This is a genomic window from Olleya sp. AS48, from assembly GCF_038900355.1.
Taxonomy (GTDB): Bacteria; Bacteroidota; Bacteroidia; order Flavobacteriales; family Flavobacteriaceae; genus Olleya.
This window is the reverse complement of sequence record NZ_JBBMRD010000013.1, coordinates 55,411-76,051: the sequence shown is the minus strand read 5'-3', so window position 1 is coordinate 76,051 and position 20,641 is coordinate 55,411. Positions and strand designations below refer to the sequence as shown.

The 20,641-nt window shown below is 32.1% G+C and carries 21 protein-coding genes; 3 read left to right on the top strand and 18 right to left on the bottom strand.

The genetic code is table 11. The annotated features are described in order from the left end of the window. The first annotated feature begins 75 nt into the window (after positions 1 to 75). Positions 76 to 1,296, top strand: a complete 1,221-nt coding sequence (locus WNY60_RS14340; RefSeq protein WP_342862802.1) for a DUF3095 domain-containing protein — start codon at positions 76 to 78, stop codon at positions 1,294 to 1,296. Here WNY60_RS14340 and WNY60_RS14335 read toward each other — a convergent pair. Beyond that, positions 1,289 to 1,747: a hypothetical protein gene (locus WNY60_RS14335; RefSeq protein ID WP_342862801.1), complete on the bottom strand. Its 459-nt coding sequence runs from the start codon at positions 1,745 to 1,747 to the stop codon at positions 1,289 to 1,291. The two genes, WNY60_RS14340 and WNY60_RS14335, sit on opposite strands and share 8 nt — an antisense overlap. A gap of 81 nt (positions 1,748 to 1,828) precedes the next feature. Continuing rightward, positions 1,829 to 2,794 carry an endonuclease gene (locus WNY60_RS14330; RefSeq protein ID WP_342862800.1) on the bottom strand — a complete coding sequence of 322 codons (966 nt, stop codon included), beginning with the start codon at positions 2,792 to 2,794 and terminating at the stop codon, positions 1,829 to 1,831. Positions 2,795 to 2,871: 77 nt separating this feature from the next. On the opposite strand from WNY60_RS14330, the gene hflX reads away from it, so the two are divergent. After that, positions 2,872 to 4,101: a GTPase HflX gene (gene hflX, locus WNY60_RS14325; protein ID WP_145004435.1), complete on the top strand. Its 1,230-nt coding sequence runs from the start codon at positions 2,872 to 2,874 to the stop codon at positions 4,099 to 4,101. A 320-nt stretch (positions 4,102 to 4,421) separates the two neighbouring features. Beyond that, positions 4,422 to 6,683 carry a transglycosylase domain-containing protein gene (locus tag WNY60_RS14320; RefSeq protein ID WP_342862799.1) on the top strand — a complete coding sequence of 754 codons (2,262 nt, stop codon included), beginning with the start codon at positions 4,422 to 4,424 and terminating at the stop codon, positions 6,681 to 6,683. Positions 6,684 to 6,799: 116 nt separating this feature from the next. On the opposite strand, the gene WNY60_RS14315 is transcribed toward WNY60_RS14320, so the two are convergent. From WNY60_RS14315 to WNY60_RS14240, 16 genes are all read right to left on the bottom strand, one after another. Continuing rightward, positions 6,800 to 7,726, bottom strand: a complete 927-nt coding sequence (locus WNY60_RS14315; protein ID WP_342862798.1) for a DUF3078 domain-containing protein — start codon at positions 7,724 to 7,726, stop codon at positions 6,800 to 6,802. A 116-nt stretch (positions 7,727 to 7,842) separates the two neighbouring features. Then, entirely contained in the window at positions 7,843 to 8,346 is a 504-nt protein-coding gene (locus tag WNY60_RS14310) for a DUF2480 family protein (protein WP_342862797.1), read from the bottom strand. A gap of 18 nt (positions 8,347 to 8,364) precedes the next feature. Further along, a complete protein-coding gene (locus WNY60_RS14305) occupies positions 8,365 to 10,200 on the bottom strand; it encodes an ABC transporter ATP-binding protein (protein ID WP_342862796.1) in 1,836 nt (611 codons plus the stop codon). Between the two features lie 12 nt (positions 10,201 to 10,212). After that, positions 10,213 to 10,539 (bottom strand): SUF system Fe-S cluster assembly protein, encoded by a 327-nt coding sequence (locus WNY60_RS14300; RefSeq protein ID WP_145004420.1) that lies wholly within the window; start codon positions 10,537 to 10,539, stop codon positions 10,213 to 10,215. 2 nt (positions 10,540 to 10,541) lie between these two features. After that, a complete protein-coding gene (locus WNY60_RS14295) occupies positions 10,542 to 10,967 on the bottom strand; it encodes a SufE family protein (RefSeq protein WP_145004417.1) in 426 nt (141 codons plus the stop codon). Between the two features lie 88 nt (positions 10,968 to 11,055). After that, the gene (locus tag WNY60_RS14290) at positions 11,056 to 11,868 is read right to left on the bottom strand and encodes an META domain-containing protein (protein ID WP_342862795.1); all 813 of its coding nucleotides are present in this window, start codon (positions 11,866 to 11,868) and stop codon (positions 11,056 to 11,058) included. Between the two features lie 52 nt (positions 11,869 to 11,920). Further along, positions 11,921 to 13,135 (bottom strand): cysteine desulfurase, encoded by a 1,215-nt coding sequence (locus WNY60_RS14285; protein ID WP_342862794.1) that lies wholly within the window; start codon positions 13,133 to 13,135, stop codon positions 11,921 to 11,923. A gap of 13 nt (positions 13,136 to 13,148) precedes the next feature. Continuing rightward, positions 13,149 to 13,463 carry a hypothetical protein gene (locus WNY60_RS14280; protein WP_145004406.1) on the bottom strand — a complete coding sequence of 105 codons (315 nt, stop codon included), beginning with the start codon at positions 13,461 to 13,463 and terminating at the stop codon, positions 13,149 to 13,151. Between the two features lie 5 nt (positions 13,464 to 13,468). Then, positions 13,469 to 14,782, bottom strand: a complete 1,314-nt coding sequence (gene sufD / locus WNY60_RS14275; protein WP_028282346.1) for a Fe-S cluster assembly protein SufD — start codon at positions 14,780 to 14,782, stop codon at positions 13,469 to 13,471. A 125-nt stretch (positions 14,783 to 14,907) separates the two neighbouring features. Beyond that, complete coding sequence (sufC, locus tag WNY60_RS14270) at positions 14,908 to 15,660, bottom strand: Fe-S cluster assembly ATPase SufC (RefSeq protein WP_145004400.1); 753 nt, start codon at positions 15,658 to 15,660, stop codon at positions 14,908 to 14,910. Between the two features lie 5 nt (positions 15,661 to 15,665). Next, the gene (locus WNY60_RS14265; protein ID WP_342862793.1) at positions 15,666 to 16,013 is read right to left on the bottom strand and encodes a hypothetical protein; all 348 of its coding nucleotides are present in this window, start codon (positions 16,011 to 16,013) and stop codon (positions 15,666 to 15,668) included. Positions 16,014 to 16,021: 8 nt separating this feature from the next. After that, entirely contained in the window at positions 16,022 to 16,885 is an 864-nt protein-coding gene (locus WNY60_RS14260; protein WP_342862792.1) for an N-acyl homoserine lactonase family protein, read from the bottom strand. 10 nt (positions 16,886 to 16,895) lie between these two features. After that, positions 16,896 to 18,344, bottom strand: coding sequence for a Fe-S cluster assembly protein SufB (gene sufB, locus WNY60_RS14255; RefSeq protein ID WP_145004391.1), 1,449 nt, complete (start codon positions 18,342 to 18,344; stop codon positions 16,896 to 16,898). Between the two features lie 19 nt (positions 18,345 to 18,363). Continuing rightward, complete coding sequence (locus tag WNY60_RS14250) at positions 18,364 to 18,693, bottom strand: iron-sulfur cluster assembly accessory protein (protein WP_028282341.1); 330 nt, start codon at positions 18,691 to 18,693, stop codon at positions 18,364 to 18,366. A gap of 105 nt (positions 18,694 to 18,798) precedes the next feature. Continuing rightward, on the bottom strand, positions 18,799 to 19,872 hold the full coding sequence (locus WNY60_RS14245; protein ID WP_342862791.1) for a cytochrome c peroxidase: 1,074 nt from the start codon (positions 19,870 to 19,872) through the stop codon (positions 18,799 to 18,801). A gap of 3 nt (positions 19,873 to 19,875) precedes the next feature. Then, entirely contained in the window at positions 19,876 to 20,640 is a 765-nt protein-coding gene (locus WNY60_RS14240; RefSeq protein ID WP_342862790.1) for an MbnP family protein, read from the bottom strand. Between the last annotated feature and the right edge of the window lies 1 nt (position 20,641).

Sequence of the window (20,641 nt, the reverse complement as noted above, 5' to 3'; positions counted from 1 at the left end):
ACTCTAGTTTAATTGTTACATAATTTTGCCAAGTTGTTATATGATTTCCAAAATGCATAATTTTTATATTCATTAATGGATTACCTTTGTTGGCTAAGTGTTATTTACAGAATACTTTACGTACACATGAAAGACGATATTAATTTTTATAAAAGTATTTTTAAAAACAAATTGCCTTTAACCGAGCTTTTAAAGGATGAAAGTTTGTTTTCTAGTGTGCCTAAAAATTGGACTATTGTAGTAACAGATATAAAAAACTCTACAGAGGCAGTTGCTAATGGTTTGCATAATGATGTTAATTTATGTGCAACAGGAAGTATTATTACTGTTTTAAATACTATAAAAGGTATTGATAAAAAAATCCAAATTCCGTACTTTTTTGGAGGAGATGGTTCCACTTTTATTATTCCTGATGTTTTATTATCACCAATTATGACTGCTTTAAATAATTACAGTCAGCATATAACTAATACCTTAAAATTAAATCTTAGAGTTGGATACCTTCAGGTAGAAGAGGTATATAATAACAAGGTTACATTAAGGATTACTAAATTAAGACATAACAAGTACCTGACAACACCTGTAGTTTTAGGTAACGGAATAAAATTTGCTGAAAATTATATTAAACAAAGCTTTGATAATACAGCAAACATTAAAGATAAAAACATTGCGTTAAATTTGGAAGGTATGGAGTGTAGATGGGACGAGATCTATCCAAATGAACAACATAAAAAAGTAATTTGCCTTCTTGTTAATTGCGATGACGAAAAAAAGCAAGCTGAGATTTATGGCACAATAATGAATGAGATTAACTACATTTTTGGTGATTTAGACAGTCGAAACCCAATTACTACTTTAAAATTAAAATTAAACACTACGCTAGAAAAGATCCGTAAAGAGATGTATGTTAAAGTTGGTAAAAACCAATCAAAGTATCTAATTAATAATTGGTTAATTACAGTGTTTGGTAAATACTACTTTAAGTTTTTTAAAGCTGGAAAATTATACATTTATCGCGTTAGTCAATTATCAGATACAATAATGTTAGACGGATCAATTAATACAGTAATATCTGGTAATGACAAGCAGATTAAGCGTTTGCAAATACTTTTGGATGATCTGGAGTCTAATAAAAAAATTATTTATGGTTTACATACTACACATGCATCCATAATGTCTTGTTATATTGAGGATAGAGAAGAAAAGCACATCCATTTTGTGGATGGTACAGAAGGTGGTTATACAAGCGCTGCAATAATGTTTAAAAATAAATTAAAGCAACTTAGATTTAGCTAAGTTTTAGTTTAGAGATGTAAAACTCTTGTTTAGTTATTAAAAGTTCGTTTTTTAACGTGTTTAATAAAGTGTAAGCAGGTTTAGATAAGATACCTGATTTAATTTCTTTATTAACTTCACTTAAAAAATAAGCGTTAAGTTTCAAACACTCATTAATAATAAGCTGACTTTCGTTTTTATAAAACTTACGTTTTATTTTAAACCATAGCATATTAAGCTTTAACAATACACTAGGCTTGCTTGGTTGTTGGATATTTACTGTGTTTAATATGGATAAAGACTGCTGTTTAAACGCTTTTAGATAGCTAAGTTTATTATCTATCCAAGATTTAACCATTTCGTTTTTGGTCTCAGATTTTAAATACTGATAGGATAATTCAATTGTAGCACTTACAGTAAGTAAGTGTTGTATTGCATTGCTGCCAACCTCATATCTTATTATATTATCCATAGTGTAACGTTTATTTTTCTCAAAGTTAAATACATAGTGCATTTTTAACCTTACAAGATTTTTGCCAAACGTTACATAATTCTATTTTTTATTTAAAATCATGTATACCGGAAAATGATCACTATAACCACCTTTGTATCGTTTGCCAACGTAAGTCCTATAAGGTGTGCCTTTATATTTACCATCCATTTGTTTTAAAAAGTCAGCATCATATATATCTGCTTTTACAAATCTTAAGGTATTAGATTGACGCTCTAAAAAGTTATGCGTTATTATAATTTGATCAAATAAATTCCATTCAAAGTTATGGCTTGTAGTCCCTCTATCAATAGATAGTAAGGTTTCCATTGGATTAAATAAACTTTGATTAGCCACTAATTGTTCAATACTATTACTTGCAGGATCATCATTAAAATCTCCCATGATAATAATTTTGGCATTAGTTATATTTTCCTTTAAAGTACTAACAATGGCTTGAAGATTGGAAGATGCTGTGATGCGTTTGTATTCAGTTTCTATATCTCCAGTACGTCTAGAAGGCCAATGGTTAATTAAAAAATGTACAGGTTCATCCAAAAATAATCCAGATACTAATAAAATATCTCTTGTATAATCTTGCGACCCATCAGTTTCGGTAAAACTAAACGTAAAGCTTTCAGAGTTTGTAACTTTAAATTTAGTCGTATCGTAAATAAAGGCAACGTCAATACCGCGTTCATCTTTACTATCGTAGTGCACAAATTGGTATGGATATTCTTTTAAATGTTTAGAGGTTATTAAATCTTTTAATACAGCTTCGTTTTCAATTTCGGCTAGACCAATAATTGCTGGATGAGAGTTGGTTTCTTTTCTGCCAATATTAGATATAGCATAACCAATTTTTCTTAATTTATTATTGTATCTTTTAATGGTCCAACGCTTTTCGGATGTTGGATTAAAATCAGTATCACGTGTTAAGTCATCTTTATAAATATCAAATAAATTTTCGATATTATAAAAAGCTATGGTCTGTTTGTTAGTTTTAGATTTAAAAAAATTAAAATTCAATGTCTTAAATTTAGAAGGCTAAAAATAGCGATTTTATTATGGATACAATTATGTAACTTTGTAGTATAAATTATTATATGTTAGAAAAAAAAGATATAGAGCTTGAAAAAGCAGTATTAATTGGTGTCGTTACTAAAGAGCAAAACGAAGAGAAATCGAAAGAGTATCTTGACGAGCTTGAATTTTTGACGTTCACTGCAGGTGGAGAAGTTAAAAAACGCTTCACCCAAAAAATGGAAATGCCTAATCCAAAAACATACATTGGAACAGGTAAAATGGAAGAAGTTAGGTTATATATAGAAGACAATAATATAACCACAGCAATTTTTGATGACGAGTTATCCTCATCTCAAGAGCGTAATATAAGTAAGATTTTAAATGTAAAAGTATTAGATCGTACCAATTTAATATTAGACATTTTTGCACAACGTGCACAAACAAGTTATGCCAGAACGCAAGTCGAGTTGGCACAATGTGAGTACCTATTACCAAGACTTAGAGGTATGTGGACACACCTTGAGCGCCAAAAAGGTGGTATTGGTATGCGTGGACCTGGTGAAACCGAAATCGAAACAGATAGACGTATCGTACGTGACAGGATCTCCTTATTAAAAGACAAAATTAAAACTATAGATAAGCAAATGTCTGTCCAACGTGGTAATCGTGGACAAATGGTACGCGTTGCACTAGTTGGATACACCAACGTTGGTAAATCTACTTTAATGAATACCGTTAGTAAGTCAGAGGTATTTGCCGAAAATAAACTTTTTGCAACCCTAGACACAACCGTTAGAAAAGTAGTCATCCAAAACCTACCATTTTTATTAACAGATACCGTTGGATTTATCCGCAAGTTACCAACCCAATTGGTAGACAGTTTTAAAAGTACATTGGATGAGGTTAGAGAAGCAGATTTACTATTGCACGTAGTCGATATCTCTCATCCAAATTTTGAAGACCATATAGAATCTGTAAATAAAGTTTTAGGCGAAATTAAAAGTGCAGACAAACCAATAATCATGGTCTTTAATAAGATTGATGCTTACCAAGCAAAACCTTTTGACGAGACCGACTTAATTGCAGAGCGTACAGAAGAACATTACAGTCTTGCCGAGTGGAAAAAGACCTGGATGAATCGCGTAGGAGAGGACAACGCATTATTTATATCAGCATTAAACAAACGTAATCTAGAAGACTTTAAAAAGCGCGTTTATGATGAGGTTAGAGACATACACGTCACACGTTTTCCTTACAATCACTTCCTGTATCCAGATTATGATTACGATAATCTAGGCGAAGAAGAATAAAACATATCACTTAAACCCAAACCTCTCGTTTGGGTTTTTTTCTCAAAATAGTTAACAAAACTTTGGGCAATTTGCTTTTGGCAAAAAAAGCCAAAAGCAACCAGGCTTTACACTAAATCTTTTTTTCGTGCCTCAAAAAAGGATACCGTTTCAATCCTTATCGCAATAATCCGCAAAGTTTAGTCCGCTTCCCAATGTTATTTAACTTTTTAAAATAGGTAGTAAGTAATACCTGTAAAACAATTAAATAATAAAAAAACAGAATTATTTAAATAATTTTGTAAACAAATAAAACCAACACTTTAGCGTTATAACAGCTCATGATACAACAAAAACTACACGTGTTATTTAAAAATAAATGGGTTATAAGGGCTTCGATAGCAATAGTTGCAGCTGTACTTTTTGCTGTCGTTTTTTACATTAGTATCTATTTAGGTGCATTTGGTAAACTACCAAACACCTCTCAATTAACAAATTTAAAACAAGCAGAAGCGACCCAAATATTAGATAAAGACAGTAAATTAATAGGTAAATATTATATCTACGATAGGCAACCCTTAACTTATAATCAGTTTCCTAAACACCTTTTAGACGCACTAATAGCAACAGAAGATGTTAGATTTTATGATCACAACGGAGTCGATAATATAAGTCTAATGCGTGTGTTTTTTAAAACCATTTTATTTCAGGACCAATCCTCAGGAGGTGGTAGTACCATAACCTTACAACTAGCAAAAAACTTATTTGGAAGAGATAAACATATTGCTTTTAGCACTATAATAAACAAAGTAAAAGAAGCAATAGTCGCAAAACGCATAGAAAAAATATACTCTAAACAAGAAATCCTTACGCTATACCTAAACACAGTACCTTTTCCTGATAATACGTATGGTATAGAAAGCGCAGCACGTAAATTTTTTAATGTATCTGCAACACAATTATCGTTACCACAAGCAGCAACTTTAGTGGGTACATTAAAAGCAAATAATTATTACAATCCAAGACGTAATTTACAAAGCAGTACAACTAGACGTAATGTAGTCTTACAGCAAATGCTTAAGTATAATTATATAGATCAAAATCAATTTACACAAGCCAAACAAAAATCAGTCAAATTAGACTACCAATCCTATAATCACGATTTAGGATTAGCGCCTTATTTTAGGGCACAATTAAAAAAAGAATTAGCAACCACCTTACAAGGCTATAAAAAGCCAAATGGAGAGGCTTACGACTTGTATAAGGACGGTTTAGTAGTTTATACAACCTTAGACTCTCAAATGCAAAAATATGCAGAGCAAGCCATGCAAACGCATTTAACCAAATTGCAACAAGATTATGAAGTGTCTTATGGTAAAAATGCACCTTGGAAAACCAACAAGAAGTTAATTGACAAGGCTATAAAAGCATTGCCAGCTTACAAAAAAATTAAAGCTTCTGGTTTAGATCATGCACAAATTATGGATTCATTATCGATCAAGCATGAGGTAGAGTTGTTTGATTGGACAGAAACTAAAAGTCAAAATATATCTACAATAGATAGTTTGCAACACTACTTAAAATTTTTAAATACAGGTATGATTGCTTTAGACCCAAAGTCTGGTGCTATTAGGTCTTATATAGGAGGTATAGATTATCGTTTTTTTAAATATGATCATGTATCACAAAGTCAACGTCAAGTAGGATCTACATTTAAACCTTTTGTGTATACAGCAGCAATAGATAATGGTATGGCGCCTTGTACCTATTTTTCTCCAGAAGCAGTAACTTACACGGATTATAAAAACTGGACACCAACCAATTCTGGTGTGTCAGACGTAGATCCACATATTAATTATAATCTAGAAAAAGCGCTAAGTCAATCGTTAAACACAATTGCTGTTAAGGTTTTAAATCAAGTAGGTATTGATAAGGTTTTAAAACAAGCAAAAAAATTAGGCATAACTAGTACACTTCCAAACCAACCGTCTTTAGCCTTAGGTGTTGCTCAAATTAATATAAAAGAATTAGCAGGAGCATACGCTAGTTATGTTAACAATAGCCAATCTGTAAAACCATATTTTATTACTAAAATTGAAGATAAAAATGGTGTAGAAATTGTGTCATTTAAACCAGAAGTAAATCCCGATAAAGCTTATAACGATTATACTAGACAGGTTATGTTACAAATAATGCAAGCCACAGTTAATTCTGGGACTGCAGCTAGATTACGATCTACTTATGGACTTAACAATAGTATTGCAGGTAAAACAGGGACAACTCAAGATAATAAGGATGGATGGTTTGTTGGCATTACACCAAACTTGGTAACAATAAATTGGGTTGGTAACGATAATTATAATATAGGTTTTAAAACCACAGGAATGGGACAAGGTGCAAACTCTGCATTGCCAATTTTTGCGAAATTTTATCAAAAACTAAACGCAGATTCAAACTATAATACGATTACAAAAAGTCGTTTTGAATCACCTTCAAGCGATGTTTTGGAGGCATTGGATTGCGAAGAAGAAAAACGCGATGGGTTTTTTAAACGATTGTTTAGCAAAAAAGATAACGAGCGTCAATTCAATAAAGACAATTAGTGGTCAACCTAAATGGCTTATTATGGCAACTTAAACATTTAGCGTTATTTAATTTTAAGATACAAAAAAACGCGTTTCGATTAGAAACGCGTTTTTTAAATTATAGTGTTTGTAGATTATAAGTTGTAGCTTAAACCTAATAACCAATAAGATTGTAATTTGTTATCAACGTTTCCAAAAGTTGGAAGAGTAGTATAGGGTTGATCTAAAGCATAGTTTAAAGCTTCTTGTTTGTTGCTTCTTAAACCAAAGTCAAAACCAACACCAATCATTTTCCATAAAGTATAGCTAAAAGAGTTTGTCCAAGTTACGTTAGATAAATCTCCGCTTTTGTAGCTTTGAAAAGTAGATAAGTTAGATTTAAAACTAACAGCACCAATTTGTCTTGTGTAATCTGCAACTATTTTTGCACCTAATGACGATTGAAAAACTGCATCATTTTCTGCAAATACAAAGTTGTAGTTTAAAGGGTGTACAACAACAATTAGATTTTCTAAAGGAGTCCAAGTTCCACCGACTCCAACGTCTAAATATCCTGGATCGTTAAAATTGTCTAATAACGTAGTTCTGTATTCTGCTAAACCAGAAACAGCAAAGTTTTTAGTTATGTTTCTTCCGTATAATGAAGAGATGTTAAATACATCTGTCGTTGGGTTAAAACTGTCATCATCATTTGGATTGTCTTTATTATCTAATTTTACCCAGTTAAGGTTAGATGTTAAAGAGTTTCTCCAGAAAAATTTATCTTCAATTAAGTTAGCATATGCATTTAATGAGATTCCGATGTTTCCAGAAGCGTTGTTTGGTGTTCCTTGAGAATACCAATTGCTAAAGTTAGAAATACTTCCACCAATAGTTCCAAAAAGACCTTTTCTCCAACCTGGAAGTGCATCAATTTGAGCTTGTAAAGCATCAGCTTCACTTTGTAAAGCATCAGCTGCTGCTTGCTTTTCTGCTTTTTGAGTGTGTAACTCTTCTTTTGTTTGGGCATTCATAGAGACTAATCCTAAAAAGAATGCTCCTACTAATAATATTTTTTTCATAAATCTTAAGTTTTAAATAAAACGGTTGCAAATATACGCTTTAGTTATATTTTTTCTAAAATAGAAAAATTATGTAAACTACTAATTATCAGTGTTTTAAATAATAAACAGAGTTATTAACGTTTGTATAAAGGAACAAAAGAACACGCCTCTCCATACATGATAGATTTAGCATATGGTTTAAGCTTGTTAGTTATCATAACATAAGCGTTTATAGGCACTGGCTTGTTACTACAACCTTTAATTATTACAGGTTTATCTTGGTATATTGTACCATCAATAGCACTGATTATGTCCTGGTAAATGGAAGTCTCTAAATCCTCTAGTGTTCCAATATGGCACTTTTCGACAAAAGGTTCTAAATTTACGACCAATAACATAAAAGCCCAATCCGGAATGATAGCATCTGCACTACAAGTGATTGCTACGTATTGATTTTGGTACTGACTCCAATCGTGATTTTTGATATATTCTCTAAAATCTTTTTCTTTTAAAACCAATTCTTGGAACAACCAATCTTTAATATCTAATAAAACACGTTGTCCTTTTGGATAGTAATCTTCAAGGTCTAGTGTAATTAATTTACTATTTGCTACGCGATTAATAATTTCTTCAGCCATAATTTAAATATGTTATAATTATTGGTATCCTTCTGCTTGTAGTTTAAATAAGTCAGCATATAATGACTTGTTAGCCATTAGATCCTCATGTGTACCCATTTCTAGTACGCGACCTTCATCTAATACTAAAATTTTATTTGCTTGTCTTACTGTGCTAAATCTGTGAGATATTATAATACTAGTTTTGTCTTCGGTTAGACCTATAAATCTTTCAAAAACGTCACTTTCTGCTTTAGCATCTAATGCAGATGTTGGCTCGTCCAAAATCATCACTTTAGCATCTTTCATATAAGCTCTGGCTAATGCCACTTTTTGCCACTGTCCACCAGATAATTCTTGTCCTTTTGCAAAACGTTTACCAAGTTGTTGGTCGTATCCTTTTTTAAGTTCTGACACGACTTGATTGGCTAGACTTAGTTCGGCTGCGTTTTCAATTTTTTCTTGATTTTCAATTTGACTGATGTCTCCTATTGCAATGTTTTCTCTAACTGTAAACTCATACCTAAAAAAGTCTTGAAAAATCACACCAAAAAAAGCTTGATACTTTGCTTTATCAAAGCGATTAATATTAACACCATCTAAAAGTATTTGTCCTGAAGTGGGTTCGTAAAAACGTAATAATAATTTGGTTAATGTGGTTTTTCCTGCTCCATTTTGACCAACAAATGCTAGTTTTTCGCCAGCTTTAATTTTAAAGCTGATGCCTTTTAAAATTTCATTGTCGGATTCTGGGTAAGAAAATTTAACATTGACAAACTCAAACCCTTCCTTTATTTTTTCAGGAAGAGGCATATCCTCGTTATGTTTTGGTTGAATTGAAATATCTATAAATTCGAAATAATCTTTTAAATATAAAGCGCTTTCTGAAATACGTGTAAATTTAGAAAAGAAGTCCTGTAAATTTCTTGTTAATCTATTAAATGCACCTGATAAGAAGGTTAATTCTCCTAAAGTTATCACGCCAGATATTACACGATATATTATAAAAACGTAAGCACCATAATAACTTAAAGTCCCTAGAACATTAAATACAAAGCCTAAAGCGGAGCGTTTAATGGCTAGTTTTTTATTTAAATCATAATACTCTTGAGATAGGTTTTTAAAACGGTCTACTACAAAGTCTGTTAATCCAAACAATTTAATTTCTTTGGCTGTTTTGTCATTGGCTCCAATAAACCTTAGGTAATCTAATTCTCTTCTTTCTGCTGTCCAACCTCTTGCTAAAGAGTATTGTTGTTGACTAAACCAGATTTCGTTAATAAATGCTGGTATAATACTTAGTACAAGCAGAATTATTAAATAGGGTTCAAAATAGATTAGACCAGCTACCAAAGTAGCTATGGATATTAAGCTTTGTACTTCGCCAAGTGCGTTAGACATTAATCCAACACGACTTGTGGTTTGCGTTCTAGCACGTTCTAGTTTATCATAAAACTCTGAGTCTTCTAATAAGCTAATATCAATTTGATTGGTTTTTTTAATAATTCTTACGGAAGTGTCAATAGAGTAAGCGTCGCCTAATAAGCTATCTGTTAATTGTATAGCACGACTAACTAGGTCTGATAGGACAATTAACCCAAACTCAATACCAACATAAGTCCAAAGTTGGGTTAAATCTGTAACTTCTAATTTAGTTTGAAGTATGATTTCATCAATAATTATTTTACCAATCCATAAAATAATTACTGGTAATACTGCACCAATTAGTCTACAAAATGCCGAGCTTAAAAATAATGTTTTATTGGTATTCCAGATTTCTTTAAAAAATCGCGGAATATATATTAAAGCACTAAAAGATTTTTTTAAACTGGTTTTGTTTTTTTCTTTTAACGATTTTGGTGCATGTCTAGCCATATGGATTTGGCATTAAAGCATACCAAGCTCTAATTTAGCTTCTTCGCTCATTAAGTCTTGAGTCCAAGGTGGATCAAAAGTAATTTCTACTTCTGCATCTTTTACATCGTTTAACGATTTTACTTTTTCTTCAACTTCTAAAGGAAGCGTTTCAGCAACAGGACAGTTAGGTGTTGTTAGTGTCATTAGGATTTTTACATCATAATCTTCGTTAACAAAAACATCGTATATTAATCCTAGTTCGTAAATATCAACTGGAATTTCTGGGTCATAAATTGTTTTTAAAACCTTTACTATTTTTTCTCCTAATTCAGCAGTATCTATAGTTGTATCACTCATAATTATTGTAGTTGCGTTTGATATGCTATGGCATATAATTTTATTTGTTTTATCATACTAACTAAACCATTGGCTCTAGTTGGCGATAAATGTTCTTTTAACCCTATTTGATCAATAAAATCTGTATTGGCATCCAATATATCTTTAGGATGTTGATTGGAGAATGTTCTAATCAATATGGCTATAATTCCTTTTGTAATAATAGCATCGCTGTCTGCAGTAAATGCTATTTTATTATCATCCATTTCTGCATGTACCCAAACTTTACTTTGACAGCCTTTAATAATATTGTCTTCAGTTTTATATTCTGGTGCAATAAGCGGTAACGTTTTTCCTAAATCAATCATGTATTGATAACGTTCTTCCCAATCTTCAAACATTGAAAATTCGTCTACAATTTCGTCTTGTATTTCTTTTATCGTCTGCATTTATCAAAATAATTTAGAGTACAAAATTAATCAATATTCAGTGATTAGTTGCTAAATAACTCTTAAAGATAGATTTGAATTTATTGATCTATTTTTTGGTGTCAAGTTTAGCTACTTCTAATAGTTTAGATACTAAATCTGCTATTTCTTTAGGTGGATTACCAGCATCAAAAGTAGGTGTGCTGTATTGTTCGCCATTTAAAGTTATCGTTAAGTTAGATGAAGCAGCTCCATCGTATTGGTGTGCTGTACTTGGAGGCTCTAACGTGTTTAAAGATTTAATAGCTATAGCATCTGACAAGGTTTTAATAGCATTCCAATCTTCTTTACTGCATGGTGTAACGTTTTCTTTTTCAGATCTACTAAATTGCGAGGTAACCGTATTTTGATCTATACTTATCATTGTATAAGTACCTCTTGAAAATGCAGTATACTTAAATGTTAGACTATTATCTTGCTTTTGACTTGTATTTTTTATCACAGGTGAAGCATTTAATAGGACAGTTTCATTATTTAAAAGGGTAATGATATTGTCTTCTATTTTAAAGTTTGTAGTGTTTTCTAATACTTTTAAATAATTTTGCTCAGTTACATTAGCGTCTTCTTGACAGAATTTTTTTGTGGATCCTAAGTTGCTAAAGGTTATGTTGTCATTATTGATCTCATAACTTCCAAAAAAATTGTTGCATCCTGAAAAGCCTGAAACGCGTTTAGTTGTACTGTCAAATACTAGGGTTAACTCTTGTATTATTGATTGATTGTCTAGAAGAGTGACTTTGTAATCGCCATTTAATGTTTGAGTTGCTTTTTGCATATCTGGATTTAAATTGCTTGTTGAATCTTGAGTAGCACCACAACTATTAAGAAGTAAAGAGAATAGTATTATAGTAAATGTTTTCATAGAAGTAATATTTTAAATTTGATTATAATATTACAAAAAAGAAGCCAAACTATTATGAAAGCATCATTTTTGCTTTTTTAACTCCAGAAACTAAAGCATCAATTTCTGCTTTAGTATTATAAAAAGCAAACGACGCTCTTATGGTTCCAGGTATATTATAAAAGGTCATTATTGGTTGCGCGCAATGGTGTCCTGTACGAACAGCGATTCCCATTTTGTCTAGTAATGTGCCAACGTCATAAGGGTGAATGCCTTCTAAATTAAAAGATATCACAGAAGTTTTATTTTTTGAAGTACCGTAAATTTTTAGACCTTCAATTTCTAACAATTTTTCTGTTCCATAATCTAATAGTTCTTTTTCATAAGAAGCTATTTTATCAAAACCAATAGCGTTCATATAATCTAATGCTGCTCCAAAAGCAATACCACCACAAATGTTAGGTGTACCAGCTTCAAATTTATGAGGTAAGCCTGCATAAGTTGTTTTTTCAAAAGTAACTTGGTCAATCATTTCTCCACCACCTTGATAAGGTTCCATTTTATTAAGCCACTCTTCTTTTCCGTATAACATACCAACTCCAGTTGGACCACAAATTTTGTGAGCAGATGTTACATAAAAATCTACATCTAATGCTTGTACATCAGGTTTGATATGTGGACAAGCTTGTGCACCATCTATCAAAACTGCAGCGCCAAATTTATGCGCTTGGTCGATTATAGTTTTTATAGGATTTATGGTTCCTAATGCGTTTGATATATGATTTACAAAAACAAGTTTTGTTTTTTCAGAAAGTAAAGCTGTATAAGCTTCCATATCCAGTTCACCTTCTAAAGTCATTGGTATTACCTTAAGTTTTGCTCCAGTTTTTTCGCAAAGCATTTGCCAAGGTACGATGTTGCTGTGGTGTTCTAAAGCCGAAACAATAAGCTCATCTCCATTATCTATTAATTTTGTAAAACCATTAGCTACTAAATTTATAGCATGTGTTGTACCAGAAGTGAATATAATTTCTTGTGCTTTATTAGCATTAAAGTGTTTTTGTATTGTAAGTCTAGCAGCTTCATACTTATCTGTAGCTTCTTGGCTTAGCGCGTGTACACCACGATGTATATTGGCATTGTAATTAGAATAGTAATCTACAATAACATCAATAACCTGTTGTGGCGTTTGCGATGTTGCTGCATTATCAAAATATACCAATGGTTTGCCATTTACTTGTCTTTTAAGTATTGGAAAATCTTTACGTATTAAATTGATATCTAACATAATTGAAAATAAATTAAAACTCTTTAGCTACAATATTAAAAAGTTGTATAAAAAGATAAATACACATTGCTAATGTTATACCAAGTGATAAAGCCACGTGTATCAGCTTTATATTGCCTTTAGCCATGAAGTTAATTAAATTTTTAAATACAAATACAGATAAAACTAGCAACATGTAAGTACATGACAGACCTACAAAGGTTAGTAATATGCCATCAAAAAAACCACCTTTTGTAAAGTAAAACAGTGTACCTGTTACAGCTGCTATTACCAAACAAATACTAATTAATTTAATAAAGGTTTTGTTTGAAGTATTTAAAATATCCATAATTTTTACAAGTCAAAACCTATATTAACACCTAATTTATTTGCTATAATTTTAGTTATTCGTTGTTTTAATTCTGGAATTTTTACAGACTTTAAAACGTTATTACTAAAGGCGTACATTAATAATCCTTTAGCTTCTTTTTCTGGAATACCTCTAGATTTCATATAAAATAAAGCACTTTCGTCTAATTGTCCAATTGTACAACCATGAGAACATTTTACATCATCTGCAAAAATTTCTAGTTGAGGTTTAGAGTTTATCGTTGCCTTATCGCTTAATAATATGTTGTTATTTGATTGGAAGGCATTGGTTTTTTGTGCCTCTTTGTTTACTACAACTTTACCATTAAAGACACCAGTTGAGCTGTCGTTAAAAATTCCTTTGTAGTCCTGATGACTTTCGCAATTAGGTTCTATATGATGAACTAAAGTGTTGTGGTCAACATGTTGTTTATCTCCAATAATGGTAACTCCGTTTAGTGTAGAGTCCATATATTCTCCGTTTTGATAGAAGTTTAAATTGTTACGTGTTAACTTTCCTCCAAAACTAAACGTATGTACAGATACATGGCTTTCGCGTTTTTGCTCTACAAAAGTGCTGTCTATTAATGATGCATTAATGTTGTCATTTTGCACTTTATAGTAATCAACTATGGCACGTTTGTTAGCAACAATTTCTGTAACAGAATTTGTTAAAACAGGATTGTCTGTCAAACTTTGGTGACGCTCTATAATTTGTACATGAGAGTTTTCGTCAACCACAATTAAGTTACGTGGTTGTAGCATTAATGCAGCTTCATTTCCTGTAGAAAAATGTACTATTTGAATAGGTTTAGCAACCACTTTGTTTTTAGGAATGTGTATGTAGGCACCTTCTTTAGAAAAAGCGGTATTTAAAGATGTTAATCCTTCTTTACCTGCTACTTTATTAAAGTAGTTTTCAATAATTAGTTGGTATTTAGGTTTGTGCAATGCTGAAGACATTAGGCAAACATCAATACCATCATGCGTAGTTTGAGATAAATTAGAAGAGTATTTACCATCTATAAACACGATTTTGTAAGTGTCAATATCATCTAGAAAATACTTTTTAATATCACTGTACTCTAAGGCATTATCTTGTTTAGGAAACAAGCTATAGTCGTGTTTTAAAACACTATTTAAAGAGGTGTACTTCCAAGCTTCGTCCTTTTTTGTAGGAAAGCCTTTAGCCTCAAACGTTTTTATTGCTTCGCTTCTAACATCATGTATTTTAGACTCTAAATCCACTTGATTTTCGAATGCTAAAAAAGAGGATACTAATTTTTCTTTTAAACTCATATTTTAAGTCTTCGGTATTCAGCTATTAAAAAACAGGGTTTGTTAATTAATGCTGTAACGTATTATATTTATTTGTGTTTTTAGCGGTAAGTTATCTGTTAGATAACAGTACCATTGCAAACTTTTTAAGCGTCTACTTCTTCTTTGATCCAGTCGTAACCTTTTTCTTCTAACTCATGTGCTAGTTCTTTTCCTCCAGACTTAACAATACGACCATTGTATAGTACGTGGACAAAATCAGGTACGATATAGTCTAGTAAACGTTGGTAATGGGTAATGACTATTACAGCATTATCTTTACTTTTTAGTTTATTTACACCATTGGCTACAATACGTAAAGCATCGATATCTAATCCTGAATCAGTTTCATCTAAAATGGCTAATTTAGGTTCTAACATAGCCATTTGAAAAATCTCGTTACGTTTCTTTTCTCCACCAGAGAATCCTTCGTTTAAAGATCTAGATAAAAACTTACGATCAATTTCTAAAAGTTCTGATTTTTCACGAATCATTTTTAGCATTTCGTTAGCTGGCATATCAGGTAAACCTTTAGCTTTACGTGTTTCGTTAATTGCAGTTTTCATAAAGTTAGTAACGCTAACTCCAGGAATTTCTACTGGATATTGAAACGATAAAAACACACCTTTGTGTGCACGTTCCTCTGCTGCTAATTCGTCAATATCTTCACCTTCTAAAAGAATAGTTCCATCTGTTACTTCATATTCTTCTTTTCCTGCTATTACCGAAGCTAATGTACTTTTACCAGAACCATTTGGTCCCATTATAGCATGTACTTCTCCTGCTTTAACTTCAAGGTTAATACCTTTTAAAATAGATTTATCTTCAACACTTGCGTGTAAATTTTTTATTTGTAACATACTGTTTATTTTCCTAGTTTGATAACGTCGTTTTTATTCGGGTCTAAAGCGCTAACGCTTACTATTTTATTTATTTTTAATTTAAAAGGCCAGCTATCTTCATTTTCTTTTTTTGGAATTAACTTTCCTAAAACTTCTACAGTCACCATATCTGTTGGCTCTTTTTGGTATTGTTTAGCTTGTTCGGCCAATGTACTTACTTGGTCATTTAGGACCACACCATGTATATCATTACCTACTTGAAATACTGCTGCGTTTGCATAGTATACAAAATCTCCTTTAAAGGCTGTGCCTTGATCTTTTTTGCAACTTACAAATGCAATAAAAATTAAAAGAATAGCTATTTTTTTCATGCTTATATTTATTGAATAGGCTCTGGAGCGTGATTTAAACTATTGTAATCTTTTGTTGAATGCTGAATGATCACTCGTGCTTCTTTTTGTTTTGCAAAAGCTTCAAAAGTTTCCATTGATGCTTTTGTGTCCTCTACACTAAAGTTGAAACTTGGTACAATATGATTCGTTCTGTTTTCTTCAAAATGATATAAATCTCCTGCTAAAAATAATGGTCCTTCTTGCTCTAAATCTAAGAATAAAGATTGGTGACCTGGTGTATGACCTGGAGTGGACTTAATAATCACTTTACCATCTCCAAAAACATCCAAATCTCCATTGATTTTTTTAGTTATTTTTAAATCCTTTATAGCGTTGTAATTATCAGGATTGTTTTTTTGTTGCTCTATACTTGTAACAAAGTCATATTCTACTTGTTGAACAATCCAAGTAGCATGAGCTAATTTTGATGCAGATCCTGAGTGATCAAAATGTGTGTGTGATAAGGCTATATAGTCAATATCTTTAGTTTGTAAACCTATTGTTTTTAGTTGTTCTTCAATACCTTGATCTCTAGATACGGTAAATGCACCATCAGGAGTAGTAAAAGGTTTTTGTCCAACTAAACCTTCTGCTAATCCTGCATCCCAAAGCAAATTACCTTCTGGATGTTTAATAACAAAAAACATATCAGCAAAAGTTTTACTTTCACCTTTGTACAAATCGTCTTGAGAAAAAATCTCTAATTTGTTAACCTGAACTGTTCCTCCATCAAACATAAATAGTTTGATTGGTTCTGCTTTTGTTTCGGTAGCAACCTCAGTTTGTTTATTATCATTTTTACAAGCTACCAGAAAGGTTAAGCTTAATAAAATTAGGGTTAGTTTTTTCATAGTATATATATTATCCAACAGATCCTTCTAACGATATTTCTAATAGTTTTTGAGCTTCAATAGCAAACTCCATTGGTAATTTATTTAGTACTTCTTTACTAAATCCATTTACAATTAGTGCAATAGCTTTTTCTGTATCTATACCACGTTGGTTGCAATAAAATATTTGGTCTTCACCAATTTTACTTGTTGTTGCTTCGTGCTCTATTTGTGCAGTCTTATTTTTAGCTTCTATATATGGGAAGGTGTGTGCACCACACTCGTTACCCATTAACAAACTATCACATTGAGAAAAGTTTCTAGCATTGTCTGCACGACTACTAATTTGAACTAAACCACGATAAGAGTTTTGTGATTTTCCTGCAGATATACCTTTAGAAATAATGGTTGATTTAGTGTTTTTACCTAAATGAATCATTTTTGTTCCAGTATCTGCTTGTTGGTGATTGTTAGTGACAGCAATAGAGTAAAATTCGCCTACAGAATTATCTCCTTTTAATATACAACTTGGGTATTTCCAAGTTACAGCACTTCCTGTTTCAACTTGAGTCCAAGAGATTTTGGCGTTTTTTTCGCATAAACCACGTTTAGTTACAAAGTTGTAAACACCACCTTTTCCTTCAGCATTACCAGGATACCAATTTTGTACTGTACTGTATTTTATTTCAGCATCATCTAAAGCAATAAGTTCTACAACTGCTGCGTGTAATTGGTTCTCGTCTCTACTAGGCGCAGTACAGCCTTCCAGGTATGATACATAACTACCTTCATCTGCTACTAATAATGTGCGTTCAAATTGTCCTGTACCACCTTGATTAATCCTGAAGTATGTTGATAATTCCATTGGACATTTAACACCTTTAGGAATATAACAAAAAGAACCGTCACTAAATACAGCACTATTTAATGCTGCATAAAAGTTGTCTGTTGTTGGTACGATGGTACCAATGTATTTTCTGACTAATTCTGGATGTTCTTTTATAGCTTCAGATATTGGCATAAAAATAATACCTTTTTCTGCTAAAGTCTTTTTAAAAGTTGTGGCAACAGACACAGAGTCGACAACAATATCCATAGCGACATTGTTCATCTTTTTTTGCTCGTCAACAGATATTCCTAGCTTTTTATACATTGCTAGTAAATCTGGATCTACGTCATCTAATGTCTTGTTAGGGTCCACAGCAACAGGAGCAGAGTAATATGCAATTGCCTGAAAATCTGGTTTGGTGTAATTTACATTAGCCCAATCCGGTTCTTCCATCGCTTGCCACACTTTAAATGCTTCAAGTCTCCATTCTGTCATCCATTCTGGCTCTTCTTTTTTCATAGAAATAGCACGAACGATATCTTCGTTTAGACCAATAGGGAATGTTTCAGATTCTATATCTGTAAAAAAACCATATTCATATTCTTTGGTTTTTAATTCTTCTCTAAGGTCGTCCTCTGTATATTTTGACATAATTTGTCTATCAGTTTTGTTATAATGAAAATGATTCGCCACAACCGCAAGTACGGTTAGCGTTAGGGTTATTAAACACAAAGCCAGTTCCGTTTAATCCGCCAGAGTATTCTAAAGTGGTACCTATAAGATAAAGAAAACTTTTTTTGTCTACAATAATTTTAACGTCATTGTCTTCAAACACTTTGTCTTCATCTTCTTTTGCTTTGTCAAATTTTAAATCATAAGACAATCCAGAACAACCACCACTTTTTACACCAACGCGAACGTAGTCTGTGCTTGGGTTAAAGCCATCATCATTCATCAATTCGATGACTTTCTTTTTAGCGGTATCAGAAACTTTTATCATACTTGTTAATTAGATTTTATCTAAATAGAGTGCAAAGATACAACATCAGTCGCTTTTTACCATATCAACTAACATTATATTAGTATATGGTTTTATAGGTTTTTTTTATTCAGGAATAAATGCTGGATTGTTTAAAAAAGAAGGGTCAGAAAGCGATAGCAAAAAGGCCTTTAGGTCAGCTTTGTCTTGAGCTGTAAGATTGACACCTCCTTGTGCTACTTTTTTCATTAAAGGATCAATGGTTGACGACGCTTGTAGTCCTGTACTGTAATGCTCTATAACTTGGTCCAATGTTGCGAATCGACCATCATGCATATAAGGAGCTGTGTAGGCTAGATTACGTAAGGATGGTGATTTAAATTTACCATTATCATTAGGATTACCAGTTATTAAACCAAATCCTAAATCTGAAAATGTGGCATCCAAACCGTTGTTGTGAAACTTATTATCTGTCCAAAGTGGATTGTTTGGATTACCATGACAATGAAAACAATCACCTCTAGTTTCGTCCATAAAAACATCCAATCCGTTTTGTTCTTGTGGTGTTAATGCAACTTCTCCGTTTGAAAATTTATCAAATTTTGAGTTGCCGGAAATTAAAGTGCGTTCAAATTGAGCTATTGCTTTTGAAACTAATGTTTTAGTGATTACTGAGGTGCCAAAAGCCTGTTTGAATAGTTGCGGATATTCTGGATGATTATTAAGTTTTGCTTCCACTGGTTCCCAACTATCATTTCCCAGCTCGTTAGCATCTATTACTGGTTCTAGCGCTTGGTTTTCTAATCCTAATGCGTGTCCATCCCAAAAATATCTGTCGTCAAAATTCCAAGCTAAATTAAATAGAGGCATGCTATTTCTGGTGCCTTCAATGTTTGTTACACCAACACTAAACTGATTTGGATCAGAAAAAGCATGCTGTGGTGAATGGCAACTAGCACAGGCTTTGGTGTTGTTAACGGATAATATGTTGTCAAAAAATAACCGTTTGCCTAATGCTACACCTTCCACAGTTAATTTGTTACTCACAGGAATTATTGGATCAATTAATTTGTCTTCAAATAGTGAAGGTATTTCTAATTGAAACGGGATTGGAACATAGTTGTTGTCTTGCGATGCTTCCTCGGAAGAGCAATTAAAAAGAATTATAAAAAATAGGCTGTATGTTAACCAGTGTTTCATTAGTTATTGTGTGATTTCGCCAATAGTAAAGACACTTAAAATGTTTTCTTGCATCATTTTTTGAGCGTCATAATTAGGCATTAAAGGTGTGTCTAATACGTTTAAGTCCCATGTGTTAGGGTTTGTAAATAGCTCAGCGATATTCATCTTAACCTCTATTGTAGTTTCGGTAGTTATTGTAATTGGTGTGTCTAAAGTTATCGTCGCAAAATTTTGTTCAAATAATCCATCTTCAACTCTTGCTGTACCATTATGATAGTTAAAAGGTAAAGGGTTTGGTGTGTCTACATTATACATACCATCAAATTGTAAAAAATGATAACCACCACCTAACATTTCTGGCCAATTCCAACTGGCTGTATTTAATGTTGGATAGGCTCCATCAATATTATCTTCTTCATCAAAACCCCAAACAAAGCTTAAAGTGTAAGTTCCGGAAGGAATTCCATTTATGTCTGGCGTAAAATTGTATGACTCTTCTTCTGCTAAGTCTGTAAATTTAAAGCCTTCAAAACTGTAGGTGTCTCCTGCTGTATTTGTTAGTTTGAATTTAGATGTTAAATATCTAAATCTAACCATGTTTATTACTTCACCATTAGCATTTGTAACTGTTTCTGTTTCTAGATTGCTACTATTAATTAGAGTGTCATTCCAATCATGCGTAAATTTAAAGTTAACGCTTGCAGATAATGTTGTGTTGTCATCCATATCCTCGTTACAGGAAAATGTAATTGCTAAAAGCAATATAAGGGCAATTGTTTTTTTCATT